Raw genomic sequence first — 18,467 nt, 5'->3', positions numbered from 1 at the left:
CACTTTCTACTTTAAAACTAATTGTTCAGCTGCTGCTAATTTTTGTTGCACTTGTGCATGAACAACTGAAGGTAAACTATACAATTTAATGAAGCCAGCGGCTGATTCTTGATCAAAAGCATCTGCTGAAGTATATGTCGCCAAATCTAGGCTATATAGAGAGTTATCTGATTGCCGACCTTCACAAATCACATTACCCTTAAACAACTTGACACGAACAACACCGTTCACTTCTTTTTGACTTTCAGCAATAAATGCCTTTAATGAATCAAATAATGGTGTGTACCATAATGCATTGTAAATAGTCTCAGCAATTTGCTTCTCAATAATTGGCTTAAAGTGTGCCAAATCCTTTGTTGTTGTTAAATCTTCCAAATCCTTATGTGCCTTTAGCAAAACTTCGGCACCCGGTGCTTCATAAATTTCACGTGACTTGATACCAATCAACCGATTTTCCACATGATCGATACGACCAATACCATGCTTACCAGCCACTTGATTGAGTTCTTTAATGAGCTCAGCCAATTCATACGCTTGACCATTAAGTGCAACTGGCACACCTTGCTCAAAGGTAATTTCTACATAGTCTGGTGAGTCCGGCGTATTTTCTAATGCATTTGTTCGTTCATAAGCATCCTCAGGTGCTGTTGCCCATGGATCCTCAAGTACACCACATTCATTTGCACGACCCCAAAGATTTTCGTCGATTGAATAAGGACTCTCTTTTGTGATTGGCACGGGGATGTCATTCTCCTTCGCATAGGCAATTTCCATTTCACGTGACATATGTTGATCACGAATAGGATCTTCAATTTTCATTTCTGGCGCTAATGCATGAATTTCCGTCTCAAAACGGACCTGATCATTACCCTTACCCGTGCAACCGTGAGCAATCGCTGTTGCGCCATACTGTTTGGCAACTTCAACAAGCTTCTTTGCAATCAATGGTCGTGATAACGCTGAAATTAAAGGATACTTCCCTTCATAATAAGCATGGGCTTGTAGCGCCACTAATACATATTCCTCTGCAAATTCCTGTTGCGCATCAATCACAACAGATTCAATCGCACCAACTTGCTTACCCTTTTCCTGAATCTTAACTAGATCCTTTTCTTCACCAACATCGATACAACATGCAATTACGTCATACCCCGCATTTTTTAACCAGGCAATTTCTACCGATGTATCCAATCCACCAGAATATGCTAAAACCACTTTCTCTTTACTCATAATCGTTCCCCCTCTTTGGACGTTTTTTAAATAATAGAATAAATATACATTAAATGCAACACTTTTTGCGATTTATTCATAAATAAAGCGTATATTCATTTTAAAGTGTATATTTTAAATAAAAAAACTACCGAACTTCCCCGCCAATTTTTGGAGGTTCAGTTCAAGTAGTCATTTGTCTCTATTAATTATATTCAAATTTAATGAACGTATATTGTAATGATAGTAGCAATACCTAAGAATACGCCTGGTACATTTGATATCACCAATGGCCAATCTCGATATTTTTTTAACCATCCATACCCAGCCCACAATATAGCATCTAACATCATAGTTAGTGGTTGAACGAGTGGTACTGGATTGCCAGCAAGGTTACTTTGAATTTCGGTTATATACGATAAATACATGAGCACACACATAATGGTCGCTAATATGCTAATCAACCTTACGATAGTAACCCTACTACTTATATCAATAAAGCGCCGTCTATCACTAGATTTATCGGTTCCGCTGTCCATTTTTCTTGTTTATTTCCTCCTAAAGCTAAAAGTATGTACGACATATATGATAGTCGTATTTATTTATTATGCAAGGGTTAATTTTTTTAAAATGTTATTTACTTATGACAGGATGTTAATATATACCTTTTATATATAAAAAAGTAGCCAAATTCACAATTAATTTGGCTACTAAACGATTTAAATAATTCGTTAATTTTCTATTGCTTAAATCATTATACAAATAGTGATAGTAACAGCACTGACCCCAATCCAGCAAGTGCCAGGACACTAGTCAGTGTTGTCCAAGATAACAATGTTTCCTTTAATGACAAACCAAAGTATTCTTTGATCATCCAGAAACCAGCATCATTAACATGGTCAGCGAATACTGAACCAGCACCAATTGCTAATACAATTAAGGCTGGGTTAACAGTAGAACTAGCAACCAATGGCGCAATCAATCCTGCTGCTGTAATTCCTGAAACTGTTGACGACCCCAAGCTAACACGTAGTACAGCGGTAATCAACCAAGCAGCAATGATTGGTGACATTGATGTATGGGCAAACAATGCCGAAACATAATCTGAAATACCACCTTCAATCAACACTTCCTTTAGGGCACCACCACCACCAATAATTAGTAGCATCATAGCAATTTGCTTAATTGATTCCGTTAATGTATTGCCAATTTCTGACATTTTAATTCCACGCAAAATACCCATTGTAAATAAAGCAAAGAGCAGCGACAGGAGCATCGCCATGTCAGGACTACCAATAAAACCAATTATTTGGCCAATAATTGAATGCTTGTTCAAAAATGGATCTAAGATAGTTGCTATCCCAATTAAGATAACTGGCATCATTGAAGTTAAAATACTGATACCAAATCCAGGTGTCTCTTCGATTTCAAATGTCTTAAATTCACCAAAGACATTTGGTGTCTCTTTATGATAAGCACTTGGATAAACCTTCTTGAGTACCATATTAAAGATTGGACCAGCGATAATAATCGTTGGTATAGCAGCAATGATACCTAGCAACAATACTTGACCAATGCTTGCATTAAACACACCTGCAACAGCTGTTGGTGCTGGATGTGGTGGTAAAAATGCATGCGCAGTATTCAAAGTTGCTGCCATTGGGATACCTAAATAAAGCAATGGCACTTGCAACTCTTTAGCAATCACAAACAAAATTGGTAGTAAGACAACCAATCCTACTTCAAAGAACAACGCAATACCAACAATAAATGAAGCCAGAATAATAGCAATTTGAATTTGCTTGCGACCAAACTTCTGAATTAGTGTATGCGCAATACGGTAACCACCACCAGTATCAGAAACTAGCTTTCCAATCATTGATCCTAGACCAAAAACAATGGCAAGATGACCTAACTGACCACCAATACCAGTCTCGATAGCTGGTCCAATTTTATCGACCGGAATTCCTAGCACCAAAGCCAAAAATACAGCGGTTACTAATAATGAGACATATGTATTTAATTTAAATTTTACAATCAGCAAAATCAATAAAACAATGCCCACCAATACCCAAAACAATGGCATAATAAAATCTCCCTATAAATAAACATAATAAAATCGATCACACATATATTGTAACCGTTCACATTACTATTATCTAGCATTTTATCATGCCATCTTGGAACACATTTATTTCTGATTTTACTGACTAAAAACTTGACATTTTGAAAAGATCCAGATATTTTCTGTTCACTAAACTAAATAATTTTGCTTCTAATGTTCATATGTTTGACCAGCAGCTTAAATTTTAACGTATAACACAAAAAAGACTACAACATTTCTGTCAATAGTCTTTGTAATTTTAAAGCCTTCACTCAAAGTATATATAAATTTACATTACGCTAAAGCCGCAACAACAGCTTCATTGAATGCTGGAATATCTTTAGGTTCGCGACTTGTAATCAAGTTACCATCAATAACCACTGGTTGGTCTTCAATACGAGCTCCTGCATAATACAAATCTGGTTGTACAGTTAGGTAAGATGTCATGGTGCGACCGTGTACCAAACCAGTTTGAATCATCAATTGAGGACCGTGGCAAATACTTGCAGTCAACTTATTCTTTGATAAGAACGATTTGACAAAGTCGACAAATCGTTGGTCAGCACGTAATTGGTCAGGTGAAAAACCGCCAGGAATAAACAAAGCCTCAAAATCTTCAGGTGCCACATCTGCAATAGACTTATCGATATTAATTTTAGTACCATGCTTACCTTTTATAGTTCCTACCTCAAAACCAATAGTTGTAACATCATGTCCCGCGTTCTTAATAGCTTCAACTGGATCAGTAAATTCAATATCCTCTACTAAATCGGTGACGACAACCGCAACTTTCTTTGTCATAATTAACAACCTCCTTTATTATGGTATATAATTTATACCTAAATGAACAGCAATACAATAACGCACTTTTTTGTGCGTATGAAATCTAACACTAACGGAGAAAATTTTATGACAGATGTAATCAGAAAATATGCCATTAACAAGATTCAAAAGAAAGATTTTAATTGTGCCAAGGAATACACCCTTTCAATGTTTTCTGGCAAATATAAAATAGTCATTATCTATCATCTTTCACACGACGGCCAAATGCGCTTTAGCCAAATTCAACAACTTTTGGATAACGCAACCCACAAAGTACTATCACAACAACTCAATGAATTAGTTGAAGATGGATTAGTAACCCGCCATGAAACACTCATTAAAAATCGTAAAGCTGTTTTCTATTCTTTGACCTCAACCGGCGAGAGCTTGATGCCAATCATTGAATTGATGTTTACGTGGGGAACAAATCGATTAGCAACGCTAAATGTTGATTACGAACCAAAAATATGATGAAGAACCCTAAAAATTCCATGAATTTATAAACCGAACCTGGAAAGTTAAAGTAACCATTTAACTTTCTGGGAATTTTTATGCCTAAATTTTTATATACAACAAAAAAGACTACCAACATTTCTGTCAGTAGTCTCTATTTTATATTTCTAATTAAGCTTCAGGCTTCAAGATCTTCTTTGAAACAACGTTCAAATCTTCATCCAAGTCGTAAACCCATGGCTCACCATTGGCGATTTCAACACCCATGATGTCAGCATCTGAGATTTGCTCAACGTGCTTTACTAGGGCACGCAATGAGTTTCCGTGGGCACCGATAACAACGTTCTTACCGTCTTTCAATGCTTTTGAGATGTCTGAATCCCAGAATGGCAAGACACGTTCCAAAGTAACCTTCAAGTTCTCACCCTTTGGTAATTCACCTTCTGGTACATCATGGTAACGACGATCCAATGCAGGATAAGTCTTACCATCAATCGTCATTGTTTCTGATTGCTCTTCTAGTAGAGGAGGCAAAACGTCATATGAACGACGCCATTGGTGAACTTGTTCGTCACCCCACTTCTTTGCTGCATCGGCCTTGTTCAAACCTTGCAAAGCACCGTAATGACGTTCATTCAAACGCCATGACTTAACTTCTGGAATCCACAATTGATCTGCTTCTTCCAATGCCAAGTGCAATGTCGTAATGGCACGTGTCAAAACTGACGTATAAGCTTGATCGAATTGAATACCTTCTTTAGCCAACAATTGTCCAGCTGTCTTAGCTTGAGCAATACCTTTATCACTCAACTTTGTGTCAACCCATCCATTGAATAAGTTCAATGCATTCCATTCACTTTGACCGTGACGAATTAAAACCAACTTTGCCATTGGTACACCTCTTTTTCTAATTTTGTTCGTTCTTATTGTAACAAATTTTCATGATATTTAGTAGTAATTGGTAATCTTTTCACAAAATAATCACTTCTACTTAACGGTGCCATTTTCAACAGTCAATGCTGTTGAATGTGCTGGTCCCTTCTTTTCTGGCAGAATATGTGTCATCAAATCATTGATTGCTGTTGGCGCTTCACCAAACCCGGTCGCAATGACATCATATTTACCGTTATAGGCCGCCACATCCCCAATTGCATAAATATTCTTTACAGATGTTGCCATATTCTGTGAAACTAAAATCTGATTTTGATCATTCAACTCTGGCTTAATTGTCCAACCAGCCATGATTTTGTTTTCTGTCTGAAAACCATAACTAATGACAATTTCATCTACTGTGATCACTTTGGTTTCTTCAGCACGAGCCACTTGTAATGTCACTGATAATGCACCAGACACATCACGCGCAACATGCTTAATTGTATAAGGTGTTTCAAGGGCCACTGATGAATTTTCAAGACGCGTTAGACTATGTTCCAACGCCCGGAACTTATCCCGTCGGTGAGTCAAACGAACCTTTGCAGCCACCGGTTCTAGATGTAGCGCCATATCAACTGCAGAATCACCACCACCAGCAACTAGAACACGTTTTCCTGTAAATGACTCTAACTCATGAATCGAATAATGAATATTATCTTCAACATGTTCATCTAATAAATCCGCTGAAATACGACGAGGTTCAAAAGCGCCTGCTCCAGTTGCTAAAACAATGCCCTTCGTATGAAAAATATCCTGTTGATCTGTCTGTATTTGATAACCATCTTCATCAGGAACAATATCCGTTACTGTTGCACCTAATCGCATCGTTTGGTCAAATTGGGATAGTTGTTCAGTCAAATCATTAATCAATGCTTGTCCCGAAACATTCGTAAAACCCGCAACATCCAATATGGTTTTGTTTGGATAGAAATTAGTTACCTGCCCACCTAAATCTGACAAGCTTTCGACAATCGCCACTTTTAGTTCTCGTAATCCTGCGTAAAAACCGGCAAACATGCCGACGGGACCGGCACCAATAATTGTTAAATCAACTTCTTCATTCATTATTATTGAAAACTTCCTATTACTATTTGCTTGGTAAATATCATTACCCAATCGTTCGGCTGTATAAACTATCAAATTCAGACAGGTCAACTTGGAAATCAGGTGCATAGACAATGTCCACTGCACTTCCTTCATCGCCTGCTTTTTCTTTAAATGCGGTCGCAATTTGTTGATAGAGTGCTTGCACAGCATCACGATCTGGTCCATCTACAACAAGTAGGTAGTTTGATGTGTCAGCATCATTATTAGTCAACCAAAGGAGATACATATTTTCAATTGTACCCATTGCATCATCCGCAATACCAATCAGCTCGTAACGAAGTGGTGTTGGAATCAACTCTTCAGCAGATGTGATTTCCATTTCATTATTGCCTTCTTCATCTTCATCATTATTTGCTTCTTGCTGGGCAGCAACTTGTTGCGCAATATAGGCAATGTTATCACGCGTAATTGGCATCCCATTTGTAAATGGATTTAATGCTAGCCCTTCAATGTTCTGTGTCTCATCATCTTGCAGGATTGGCAAATAATCTGACAACGCCATTGCCCATGGATAAACAGGTAATTCAGCTTCAATAGGTTGTGCATTATATGCATCCAAATCAGTAAACACTGGGAAAACCCCGTTACCATTTTCTAATTCGAATGTTACTAACTGCATCTGTGCATCATCTGGGATTTCAACATCACCATCGTCTTTGACAACTGGTGGTTCTGAAAAATTAACTGGCGCAATAAATACCGCATCAATCAATGCCTGGATAAAGTTATGCTCTGTGACCTCATTTTGTTCCTCACGAAAAACCGCTATCGCATCCAGCAGTTTATCATTACGTAGTTCTTCATCATCATTATCCATGCGCAATCATTCTCCTTTAATTTCTCATCTCTTTTTAACAAGTATAACGGAAAACCCTGTGTTTGTCAGGAGGCTCACCTTTTAACTACATATCATCACCAACTAACAATAAACGTTTATCGGCATTACAAAAGCCCAAAGTTTTTTCAAAATAATATCGAAAAACTTTGGGCTGATAAAACTGAGATGATCATCTCAATTTTCACATTATGACAAATCAAAGGCAACATTCAGCTAATAAAATAGATGCCAAATCATTGTATCCTCTATATGTATTTTAATGTGCTTTGCGTTTCCCCTCAAGCAACTCCTTAATCATAGCTTAAAAAAGAAGCAAAGTAAATACATACTTCGTGTTTTATTCATCTATAAAAAACAATTAATTGTTAATATTACTCTTATTACCAAATATGCTTGTTTAAAACGACATTTTTGCTCAAAAAACGAACATTAAGCAGCGTGTTGTTCGTTTTCTGGCAGCCGTTCTTCAGTTTTAGCACCTTTATAGAACAATTTATATAAGATAGCACATAAAATTGGTAGTACGGCTGTCATTAAGTACATTTGCTTGAAATCAACAAAATTGCGTAGGGCACCTAACAAGTACGGACCCACACCAATTCCTAAGTCTAATCCAACAAAATATGTTGATAATGCAACACCGATCCGACTAATATCTTTTTCTAAATGCAAGGCAACTGCTTGACCATTAGACATAAATGTTCCATAACCTAAACCAATAAGGGCACCAGAGAATAATAATTCCCAGGCAGAAGTGGTAACACTAAGCACAAATAATCCAATTGCTAAAAAGAAATAACTTGGATACATGACTGAATTCTCACCATATCGATCAAAGATTCGGCCAGCCATTGGACGAGTGACAGTAATCACCAACGCATATACGACAAAGAAAAATGAACTAATTGATACAAGATCAATTGTCTCAACATATGATGCCAAAAATGACAACACACTTGAATAAGCCAATCCCATAATAAAGGCAATTGCTGCAATAAAGACAACTTTCGTATCAATAAATGTATTGATTTTCCAACTATCAGCCAAGGCACGTTGATCACTAGTTAATGACATATTATTTACATTTAGTATGAAACAACCAATAACAGTGAATGCTAAGATGATACTTGACATTATCACAATAAAATTAATACTAGTTGCGTGCAGTAACAACATACCTAAGAATGGCCCAATTGCCGCTGCTAAACTTGTGCTCAATCCATAATAATTAATTCCCTCACCACGTCGTGATAATGGAATATATTCCGTGACAATTGCATTTGTCGCTGTTGAAACGGTCCCATAAAAGAATCCGTTCAATAGACGCACAACATAAAGGATCGCGATTGATGGCATATACAAGTACATTAGTGTTGTTATTAAGTACAAGATGATTCCAACACGCAAAGTTTGTTTACGGCCAAGTACTTCAAGCTTCTTTCCCACATAAAGCCGTGCCACCAATGTTCCAATAACATAAATACCAGACGCTAGTCCTGCCTGGCTTAAGGTTGCACCCAATTTTTCTTGAGCAACAACTGCAATGATTACCATTAATAAATAGTAAACTAAATAAACTAAGAAATTAATCAGTGTAATACTGAGAAATCCCTTATTGAACAACTTATCCTTACTTTCCAACAGAACTCTCCTTAACAATAACATATTAATTAAAACCTACATTACTAAACTAATACTTTATGACGGCAATAGTCAAGGTTATTTTATTAAATAAGTAATTCTTAGGTATTTAAAAAATAAAAAATGAAAGCGCTTAAATTCATTAACAAGGTTATTTAATTTAGGTTTAACCTATTTTCAGGACAACAAAAAAACAAGCATCGTAAAAACAAAACTTGCTTGCCCTGATTCGATCCAGTATAAAATTAACGATTATATTTTTTAAAAATTAAACACCTTATTTGCCAAACCACAAATTTGAAAAAAATGCTGCCATTCCAAAACTTTCATTAGCGGAAGTCACACTTGAAATATCTAATACAATTCTTGTCAGGAACTTAGGTGTCCTATACTCATTGTTTAATTGATAAATATTTATCTCTGATTTCAAATCAATCAAGGCTTTCTGTAACTGATTGTCCTTTTTTTGATTAAAATTTGTAAAAATAGCACTTAGTTTTGGATCTGATTGCGTTTCTACTGAATGAGCGCTCTCATCAATTAAGGAAAGTAATGCCATCATATCTTTTTTCATAATTTATCAACGTATGTGGGCTAATCCATTTGCCCATGAACCATATGAAATACGACCGACAGCATGCCATGCCTGATTCCAATTAGTACAAACCTTATTACCCCTAGTATAGACGTCATTCCCCCAATAATGCCATTTGCTTGCACCGCCAAAAATATTGATCATTTCCGTCTCACTTAAAACATTATAAGAAGATTGACCATCGAAATTCATGCAAAGTACCTCCTTTAAATTAAATAACATTTAAAACAAACAAATTATATCACGTTTTTTTATTAAACTAATTTATTTTTTCATCCGAGTTAATTTATATATAAATTATTCTAATCAAAAAAGCAACCAAATCCATAAAGGATTCCGTTGCTTAATTTATAACGATTCAATTACTTAGCAGGAACTTTGACATCCCCATCAACGATCTTCTTTTGTGCATCTTGTACTGAATGCCATGCAGCGCTTGACATGTTACCACGAGTTACAGCAACACCCTTATCACTCAACCCATAAACTAAGTGCTTACCACCAGGGAAGTGACCCTTAGAGGTATCTTTCGTAACATCAATTACTGCCTTACCAACTTTCTTCACTGCAGAAGTCAATGTGAAGTTAGACTTGCCATCCTTGGCAGTGTAGGCACCATCAGCATTTTGATTACGGTCAACACCAACGACCCAAACTTTATCTGCTGCATTCTTTTCTTCATTCAAATCCTTGGCCTCTGTGAAGACACCAGCACCAGAACCACCCGCAGCACTAAAGATAACATCCGCACCATTTTGATACATTGATGAGGCAATTGTCTTACCCTTACCAGCATCAGTAAAGCTACCAACATATTGCGCATCGACCTTAATGTTAGGGTTAACTGACTTAGCACCTGCAATAAAGCCGGCTTCAAACGTCTTAACAACAGCTGATTGCATACCACCGACGAAACCAAGTTTGTTTGTCTTTGTTGTTTTAGCAGCTGCAACACCCGCCAAGTATGATGATTGTTCAGACTTAAAAGTAACAGATACTGTATTCTTACGTGCCTTCGCAACATCGTCAATAATCATATAGTTCGTATCTGGATGTTTCTTTGATTGTTCATTAATCGTTGAAACCAATTGGAATCCAATACCATAAATGTTCTTAAACCCATCAGAACGGGCTTGATCCATATTTGTTGTAAAATCAGCATTCGTCTTTGAAGGATAATAAGCATAGCCGCCCTTACCTTGCTTAACGTTATTATCCTTTGCCCATGACTTCATACCTTCCCAAGCCGATTGGTTGAATGACTTATCATCAATTCCACCACCATCAGTTATCAATGCAACTGAAGTCTTATTACTTTTATCATCACTTGACTTGTTTCCAGACCAAGCAGCATATGCACCACCTGCAATAATTACAACCGCGGCACCTGCCACCCATATCTTTGCGTTTGAAGCCATTTTTCTATCCCCTTTTATAAAAAGATTACCTAGATTGTTCGTCAATCACGAACTACACTCTAAATATAATGTATAATGTTCAAAAAGTAAAGCTTTTCGTTCGCTTTTTTTGCAAAAAAAAATGAACCGATTATTTAAATTCAACAAAACACGAACAATAAAGGTTCATTATACTGTTTTTAATTAACTAACCTGACCAAGTAAGTTTCTGACACAAATCCTCTAACCGCATTATAGATTCGTTTTGCACGTGAGGCTTTTTCAGAAATTGCAAATACCGTCGGTCCAGTACCTGACATTTGAGCTGCATCAGCACCAAAATCATACATTTTTTGCTTTAATTTTAGTATCTCTGGATACTTAGCTCCTGTAATTGCTTCAAGGACATTAAACATTTTGTGATAAGCTGTTTGAAAATCACCAGAATTAACCGCTGTCATCAATCCAACCATATCCCCATGCTGCATATTAGAATAATCAACTAATTTTAATATTTTAGGCGTTGAAACACTGATTCCAGGCTTAGAAACAATCACCCACAACGGTGGCATCGCTTCTGTCAGTGGTTCGACTACTTCACCACGTCCACGAACACGAGCTGGCCGTGAATAAACACAAAACGGTACGTCAGCGTCAATTTGGAGCCCCATCACCGCCAACTTATCTTCGGTGTAGTTAAGTTGCCAAATTCGGTTCAACCCACGTAAGACTGCCGCTGCATCTGAAGAACCACCACCTAGTCCTGCCGCAACTGGAATACGCTTCATAATGTGAATTTCAATACCTTCTGTCCGACCTGCTGTTTCACGCATCAAATTGGCCGCTTGATAGGCCAAGTTTTTTTCATTGAGCGGTAATAAACCACTTGTTGATTCCACAACAATATTCTGATGATTAGTCGTTGTTCGAATAGTCACCGTATCAGCTAGGTCGATGGCCACCATTAACATATCCCATTCTTGTTCACCATTTTTATGAATGAACGGGGTATCTAGGCTAATATTTAACTTTGCGTAGGCTTGCTCTAATACTTCCATCGCGACCAAGTCCTTTCATAGATTATTTTAATTATAGCAAGTTGCCTTTAATTGCGAAACAAAGACAGATAAAGAATTATTACTTCTGTTGGTTTTAACTAATCCTTGATATACTAAATCAGAATAAACAATAAGGAGTTTACATGCGTTTCATCTACATTATTTTAGGTTTGATCACTTTTGGAATAGGTACTCTAACCATTTGGATACCTGGCATTCCAACAACGCCATTCTATTTATTAACAGCATTTTTCTGGGGACGTTCATCAACGCGCCTACAAATTTGGTTAGAAAGCAATAAATACTACCAGCAGTACGTATATGAAGGTATTTATAAACGCCAATTAACCCAAAAGAATCGCATAATTATTTATCTTGTCACTGCTGCCTTCATGAGCATACCATTTTTCACTTCTGGTAAATTATGGTTACAAATAACGTTAATTTGTGCTTCAATTTCGCAAATTATTGCCATGGAAGGTTTTTATCGTGGTTGGTGGTTAAATAACTGGTTCCTTGACGAAGAAGATTAAACCACAAAATGGGAACATATTTAAAGGCCGGGACAAAACTAGCCATTATAAACTGAAAAGGGCAAAATCCACCTATTTGACTTCGGTAGATTTTGCCCTTTTAAACGTGTTCCAAAAGACTGAATCCTTACTATAACAACAATTAGACGACTCTGGCTTTTCGCTTTGCTACGAACCAAAATTATCTAATTATCGTTACAATCGGCTTCAAAGCATCTTTTGTCACACTCTCTTTATTGATATCAATTTTCTTCATAGCGTACTGTTCGACGATATCCTAGAACAATACTAGTTAAAACACCAATAAATGCCACGAAAGTTAATGCTGATGCTGCATAAAACAATGCATTATACCCTTGTTGTTGAATAATGAATCCACCCACTAATGGTCCAACAGCTCTTCCAACAGATGGCGCAGCAGCGGTTAGTCCCTGATAACGTCCTTTCAAAGTTAATGGTGTTAGTTCATTCACCAACGCTGGAATCATTGGAAATGCAGTTGCTTCGCCAATCGTCGTAATAATCATTGCCAAAGCAAATCCTACGAAATGATGACTAAATGGTAACACTAAGAATGATAAACCAAACATGATAATGCCAGCAAATATTTGAATAAACATTGATCGTCGATTGGCTGATAAATTCAAGGCGTTCATCCCCAATTGAATAATCGCAATCAAAATACCGTTGATCGTCCATAACATTGAATATTGCCAGAGTGGTAATTTCAGTACACTATTCATGTACACTGAGACATTTCCTTGCCACTGTGCATATGAGATCCACAAAATAACGAGTCCTGATATACCTGCATAAATTAGTAATAAATTCCATTTTGGTAAAGCAATTTTAGTTGTCTGTTGTTCATGACTGTAATTTGCCAAATTAATGCGAAACTTTGTATGTACAATAAAAAATAAAGCAACATATAGTATTAAAGCTAATAGAAATAACCATGTTATACCAAATGGATAAATTGGTCCTACTAATGCGGTTGAAAAAACCATACCAAAATTACTCATAAAATAAAGCATATTGAATACAAAACGACCGTCATGGGACCGTACTTGTGTGCCATAAGCATTAATAGCCGCCGTTAACCAGCCACCAAAGAAACCGACCAATGTCAAAATAACAGCATATGTGGGCCAACCATGCCAAATAATAAAGGCGACTTGCAACACAATCATGGCTAACACACCGAACTGAATGAGCCGATAGGGTTTAAATTGATCAAATAATCGGCCGCTAACAATCGACCCAATAGCTTGACCAACTGCATTAGCCATCATCACCCATCCAATTGTCACTAAAGTTTGATACAGTTCATTATATAAATAAACTGATGTTAATGGCCAAATAAAGCCAAAAGCAAAACTATTAATAAAACTTGCCGTTAACAACCAACGTAACGACATTCCTTGCCCAATACTTTGCATTATAAACCTCTTTTTAACATACTCACAAAAATAGAGCGAGACTAATGAAATTCATCATTAGCCTCGTTCTTTAGCAACCCTTTTATTTACAATTAACCGAATCCACCCGGTTCTTCATTGTGAAAATCAATGTTTGAAAACTTATTATATGACTTAACAAATAGTAACCGCGCTGTTCCACGAGCTCCAGAACGATTCTTTTCTAGAATAACTTCAATTTCACCAATATCTTGCTGTTCTTCATCACGTGGATCATTTTGATTATCCGTATCATCATTAGATTTATCGTAATAATCATCACGATATAAGAAAGCAACAATATCGGCGTCCTGCTCGATAGACCCAGATTCACGAATGTCTGACAACATCGGACGCTTATCTTGACGTTGCTCAACGCTACGCGATAGCTGTGACAAGGCAATGATTGGCACATTCATTTCCATGGCCATCATCTTAATTGCACGTGAAATAGCTGAAACCTCTTGTTGACGACCCTCACTACGAGTTCCTTCAATCAACTGTAAATAATCAATAATGACTAAACCTAACCGACCCTCACGTTTATATAATCGACGTAACTTCGATCTGATTTCTGTCACCTTAATACCAGGTGTGTCATCAATATAAATATTTGTTCGTGCTAGCGAACCCGTTGCCACTGCTAAAGAGTTCCATTCCTCAGCTTCCAACTGTCCTGTTCGCATGTGCTGCGAATTAATATTGCCTTCTGCCGCTAGCATACGATTAACCAAAGACGTATCTGGCATTTCTAATGAAAAAATAACAACTGGTAAAGTTGGGTCTGCAACCGCCACTTTTTGCGCAATATTTAATACAAATGCAGTTTTTCCAACGGCAGGACGGGCAGCAATAATAATCATTTCACCGTCATGAAATCCGGTAGTCAAATTATCGAGTGCTGGAAAACCAGAGGCCAATCCCGTAACTGTTTCGTCGGTGCGTGAGTTTTGTTCAATTTGTTCAAAGGATTTATTCACAACATCAGCGATATTTTTAAAGTCTGCACTTTTTTCGCCACCATTAATTAAATCCAGCTTTGTTGATAAGTCTGCAACCGCATCATCAACTGAGTCACTACCTTCATAAGTTTGTGTCAAACTATCCTGTAAGGTATCAATCATGTTGCGACGCACAGAGCGTTCTCGCACAATTCTGGCATAATACAAAGCATTACCAGCAACTGGTACGCTTGATGCCAACTCAGTCAGGTAGGCCATGCCACCGACATTTTCGACTTGATTATCTTTATCCAATTCATCAGTGATTGTTAAGATATCAATCGCTCTTTGTGTTTCGTCAAGCGCCAAGATAGCCGAATAAATCAAGCGATGTGCCGTGCGATAAAAGTCACTTGGCTCAAGAATGGTCATAATATCCGCCAATAAATCTTGGGGATCCGTTGCCAATAAAATCGAACCCAGCACTGCCTGCTCGGCCTCAACATCTTGTGGTACACGTAATGGTGCACCTTCATTTTGATCGGGCATGTGAACATAACCTCCCTTCAACATAGTCTACTGTTCATTGTACCAAATAACCATCGATTAAAAAATCAGAGTTAGACAAAAGATGATTTGAATTCGAATATAACGATAATTAGGCGATTCTAGCTTTTTGCATTTTTGCAAGCCAGAATCGCCTAATTATTGATATAGTAAGAGCTCATTCAATACTTATTTATTGCTCTTCTGTGTGGACACGAATAGTTGCCTCAACATCACGGTGAAGCTTAACTTTCACATTTCGATAACCTAATGCTCGAATAGGCTCTTTCATATCCATTTTACGTTTATCAATCTTAATATTAAATTGGTCAAGTAATCCTGCAACAACTTGTTTTGATGAAATAGCGCCGAACAAACGACCATCTGTACCTGCCTTGGCTTTTAGTTCAACGACTGTATTGTCATCCTCCAATTTATTTTTCAATGCAATGGCCATTTCTTTTTCTTCTGCAGCTTCACGATCAGCTGCTTTCTTTTGACCACGCAAGGCCGAAATATTCGCATTCGTTGCTGGCTTTGCCTTTTTGTTTTTAATCAAAAAATTATTAGCATAACCATCAGGAACATCTTTTACTTCGCCTTTCTTTCCGCGACCTTTAACATCTTCTAAGAAAATAACCTTCATTGTTTCATACCCTCTTCTTACCAAAATTTTTAATCACTATCTTTATTAAGCTCAGCTAACAATGTCTCATAAACTGCCTCTGTTGATGTATCTTTAACCTGAGTTGCAGCGTTACTTAGATGGCCACCACCACCCATTGCTTCCATTATTAGTTGCACACTAACGATACCTGTTGATCGAGCTGAGACAGCTACAGTATCATTATCACGCCTAGTAATAACATAAGATGATGTCACACCAATCATCTGCAATAATGAGTCAGAGGCTTGTGCTGCAACAACCGAATCGTATTGCACATCATCTTCACCGACTGCAATCGCCACAGAATCATGAATCTGGGCACGTTCGATAAGATGCGCACGATTACGGTATGAATCAACCGTTTCTTTCATAAAGTCCTGCAACAAATTACCGTCCGCACCGACTGCACGCAGATAACTGGCTGCATCAAACGTACGCGTACCAGAACGCAAAGTGAATGACTTCGTATCAATTTGAATACCCGCCAACATTGCTGTAGCTTCCAAACGCCTTAATCCTTGCGCTCGTCTTGGTTGATATTCAAACAATTCCGTAACTAACTCAGAAGTTGAAGATGCATAAGATTCAACATAAACCAGCTGTGGCTCTTCTGGGAACTCTTCACCTCTTCTGTGATGATCAATAATCACAACACGATTCTTTAATGCTTCATAGACGTCTTGCGACTCAGATAACGATGGCTTAGAGTGATCAACTATAACCAACAAACTTTGATCCGTCATTTGTGCTAAGACTTCATTCGGTGTTAACAGTGCATGTTCATCTGAAACATCTTCAGACATTTGTTCCAATAATAGATGAATGTCAGAATGTTCTTGCCCCGTTTCCTCGTAAACCACCCATGCTGGTTTTCCCAACATTTCTGCTAATCTACGTACACCTAAAGCACCACCAAATGAATCCATATCTGGACGTTTATGCCCCATAACAAAAACCTGATCGGCCTGATCAAATAAATCAGCTAATGCTTGTGAAATAACGCGCGCACGCACACGAGTTCTCTTAGCCATAGGATTCGTATTACCACCATAGAATCTGGCTGAACCAGTCGATGACTTAACAACTACTTGGTCACCACCACGTCCTAATGCTAAGTCTAAATTAGCTTGGGCATTTTCGGCTAATGTATCAATAGCCATTTCATTATAAGCAATTCCAATACTCAATGTGATTTGCGCATTTTGAACAGAGGTTGATTCACGAATCGTTTTTAATAAATTGAACTTATCATTTTCAGCTTTCTTCAAGGCTGCACGATAACCAATTAATAAATATCGGTCCACTGATAAGCGACGTGCATAGATTTCATGATCTGCCATCCAGTCAGATAATGTTTTGGTAACATAAGTTCGCAAGGTTGATGCTTCAGCATCACTCATACCTTCAGTCACTTCGTCGTAATTATCTAATGAAACAATTCCTAAAAACAATTTATGATTTTCAAAATCTGCAGTTACCTTAGCTGCAGCAGTTCGATCCATTAAGTAAACTGCATTCAACTCTGGCTGAACCTGCAACTGAAAAACATGGCCTAGCCATTCAAGCTCAGTGACACGTTTTTCTTCATTTGGCCATAATGTCACAATTTCAGCTAATTGTTCAGAAACATGTTGTAAATCACTACCAACAATCGTCTCATTACCCAGTAATTGTTGAATATATGGGTTGACCCACTCAATGTCACCTTCGGCTGTACAAAGGATGACACCTAAGGGCATTTGAATAATCGATTCTTGCTCACCACGATTAATACGATACGATAAATTTTCAATATAATGCGTTGTTTGTTCACTTAAATCTTGAAGTGTCCTGAAAATAACAATCAATGCAATAACGACTAATACCAGCCAAATAATACCTACAACCCAATTAACTAGCCAGGCCAAAACTGCCCCAACAATTGCAATAAATGATACCAAGGCTGCCATGCCACTAAGGCGTTGATTTCTAAAGAATGTCGGTAACGCCGTAATTTTTTTCACCCGTCTCACCTAGCCTATTCTTTTTGTTTGTATCATATTATTATAACATAAACCAACATATCCATAAAATTGCCCCCAAACTACCAATCTTAATTTTGCCTATAAAAAACCGAGGATGGAACAAAAGAAAATGTTCTATCCTCGGTTTGCTAAAATCATATGA

At 37.4% G+C, this 18,467-nt stretch carries 18 protein-coding genes; 2 read left to right on the top strand and 16 right to left on the bottom strand.

Annotation, left to right across the window (positions count from 1 at the left end; translation table 11 throughout):
• Positions 1-6: 6 nt before the first annotated feature.
• From ACQ4QH_RS01695 to ACQ4QH_RS01680, 4 genes are all read right to left on the bottom strand, one after another.
• The gene (locus ACQ4QH_RS01695; protein ID WP_439819061.1) at positions 7-1,230 is read right to left on the bottom strand and encodes an argininosuccinate synthase; all 1,224 of its coding nucleotides are present in this window, start codon (positions 1,228-1,230) and stop codon (positions 7-9) included.
• A 200-nt stretch (positions 1,231-1,430) separates the two neighbouring features.
• On the bottom strand, positions 1,431-1,748 hold the full coding sequence (locus ACQ4QH_RS01690; protein WP_439819060.1) for a SemiSWEET family transporter: 318 nt from the start codon (positions 1,746-1,748) through the stop codon (positions 1,431-1,433).
• 215 nt (positions 1,749-1,963) lie between these two features.
• A complete protein-coding gene (locus tag ACQ4QH_RS01685; protein ID WP_251939843.1) occupies positions 1,964-3,295 on the bottom strand; it encodes a gluconate:H+ symporter in 1,332 nt (443 codons plus the stop codon).
• Positions 3,296-3,607: 312 nt separating this feature from the next.
• Positions 3,608-4,114 (bottom strand): type 1 glutamine amidotransferase domain-containing protein, encoded by a 507-nt coding sequence (locus ACQ4QH_RS01680; protein ID WP_439819059.1) that lies wholly within the window; start codon positions 4,112-4,114, stop codon positions 3,608-3,610.
• A gap of 108 nt (positions 4,115-4,222) precedes the next feature.
• Between ACQ4QH_RS01680 and ACQ4QH_RS01675 the strand changes: the two genes are divergently transcribed.
• Entirely contained in the window at positions 4,223-4,606 is a 384-nt protein-coding gene (locus tag ACQ4QH_RS01675; RefSeq protein ID WP_251939841.1) for a winged helix-turn-helix transcriptional regulator, read from the top strand.
• A 153-nt stretch (positions 4,607-4,759) separates the two neighbouring features.
• Here the strand turns inward: ACQ4QH_RS01675 and gpmA are convergent, their stop codons facing one another.
• The 8 genes from gpmA to ispE form a co-directional block, all read right to left on the bottom strand.
• Positions 4,760-5,479, bottom strand: coding sequence for a 2,3-diphosphoglycerate-dependent phosphoglycerate mutase (gene gpmA, locus ACQ4QH_RS01670; RefSeq protein ID WP_436586723.1), 720 nt, complete (start codon positions 5,477-5,479; stop codon positions 4,760-4,762).
• Positions 5,480-5,575: 96 nt separating this feature from the next.
• Positions 5,576-6,586 carry an NAD(P)/FAD-dependent oxidoreductase gene (locus ACQ4QH_RS01665; protein WP_439819058.1) on the bottom strand — a complete coding sequence of 337 codons (1,011 nt, stop codon included), beginning with the start codon at positions 6,584-6,586 and terminating at the stop codon, positions 5,576-5,578.
• 43 nt (positions 6,587-6,629) lie between these two features.
• The gene (locus tag ACQ4QH_RS01660; protein WP_439819057.1) at positions 6,630-7,445 is read right to left on the bottom strand and encodes an SseB family protein; all 816 of its coding nucleotides are present in this window, start codon (positions 7,443-7,445) and stop codon (positions 6,630-6,632) included.
• A gap of 450 nt (positions 7,446-7,895) precedes the next feature.
• Positions 7,896-9,131 carry an MFS transporter gene (locus ACQ4QH_RS01655; RefSeq protein ID WP_439819056.1) on the bottom strand — a complete coding sequence of 412 codons (1,236 nt, stop codon included), beginning with the start codon at positions 9,129-9,131 and terminating at the stop codon, positions 7,896-7,898.
• A 253-nt stretch (positions 9,132-9,384) separates the two neighbouring features.
• Complete coding sequence (locus ACQ4QH_RS01650) at positions 9,385-9,681, bottom strand: hypothetical protein (RefSeq protein WP_439819055.1); 297 nt, start codon at positions 9,679-9,681, stop codon at positions 9,385-9,387.
• A 6-nt stretch (positions 9,682-9,687) separates the two neighbouring features.
• On the bottom strand, positions 9,688-9,894 hold the full coding sequence (locus ACQ4QH_RS01645) for a hypothetical protein (RefSeq protein WP_439819054.1): 207 nt from the start codon (positions 9,892-9,894) through the stop codon (positions 9,688-9,690).
• 170 nt (positions 9,895-10,064) lie between these two features.
• Positions 10,065-11,120, bottom strand: a complete 1,056-nt coding sequence (locus ACQ4QH_RS01640) for a BMP family lipoprotein (protein WP_439819053.1) — start codon at positions 11,118-11,120, stop codon at positions 10,065-10,067.
• 179 nt (positions 11,121-11,299) lie between these two features.
• A complete protein-coding gene (gene ispE / locus ACQ4QH_RS01635; protein ID WP_002828680.1) occupies positions 11,300-12,157 on the bottom strand; it encodes a 4-(cytidine 5'-diphospho)-2-C-methyl-D-erythritol kinase in 858 nt (285 codons plus the stop codon).
• Positions 12,158-12,300: 143 nt separating this feature from the next.
• Between ispE and ACQ4QH_RS01630 the strand changes: the two genes are divergently transcribed.
• The gene (locus tag ACQ4QH_RS01630; protein WP_439819052.1) at positions 12,301-12,690 is read left to right on the top strand and encodes a YbaN family protein; all 390 of its coding nucleotides are present in this window, start codon (positions 12,301-12,303) and stop codon (positions 12,688-12,690) included.
• 242 nt (positions 12,691-12,932) lie between these two features.
• Here ACQ4QH_RS01630 and ACQ4QH_RS01625 read toward each other — a convergent pair whose 3' ends face one another.
• The 4 genes from ACQ4QH_RS01625 to ACQ4QH_RS01610 form a co-directional block, all read right to left on the bottom strand.
• Positions 12,933-14,129, bottom strand: a complete 1,197-nt coding sequence (locus ACQ4QH_RS01625; protein ID WP_439819051.1) for an MDR family MFS transporter — start codon at positions 14,127-14,129, stop codon at positions 12,933-12,935.
• Positions 14,130-14,221: 92 nt separating this feature from the next.
• A complete protein-coding gene (gene dnaB / locus ACQ4QH_RS01620; RefSeq protein ID WP_439819050.1) occupies positions 14,222-15,637 on the bottom strand; it encodes a replicative DNA helicase in 1,416 nt (471 codons plus the stop codon).
• Positions 15,638-15,827: 190 nt separating this feature from the next.
• Positions 15,828-16,280: a 50S ribosomal protein L9 gene (gene rplI, locus ACQ4QH_RS01615; protein WP_439819049.1), complete on the bottom strand. Its 453-nt coding sequence runs from the start codon at positions 16,278-16,280 to the stop codon at positions 15,828-15,830.
• Positions 16,281-16,309: 29 nt separating this feature from the next.
• Positions 16,310-18,304 carry a DHH family phosphoesterase gene (locus tag ACQ4QH_RS01610; RefSeq protein WP_439819048.1) on the bottom strand — a complete coding sequence of 665 codons (1,995 nt, stop codon included), beginning with the start codon at positions 18,302-18,304 and terminating at the stop codon, positions 16,310-16,312.
• Positions 18,305-18,467: the final 163 nt, after the last annotated feature.

It is taken from the genome of Weissella paramesenteroides (genome assembly GCF_051903945.1).
Taxonomy (GTDB): Bacteria; Bacillota; Bacilli; order Lactobacillales; family Lactobacillaceae; genus Weissella; species Weissella paramesenteroides_A.
This window is presented reverse-complemented; position numbering and strand designations above follow the sequence as displayed.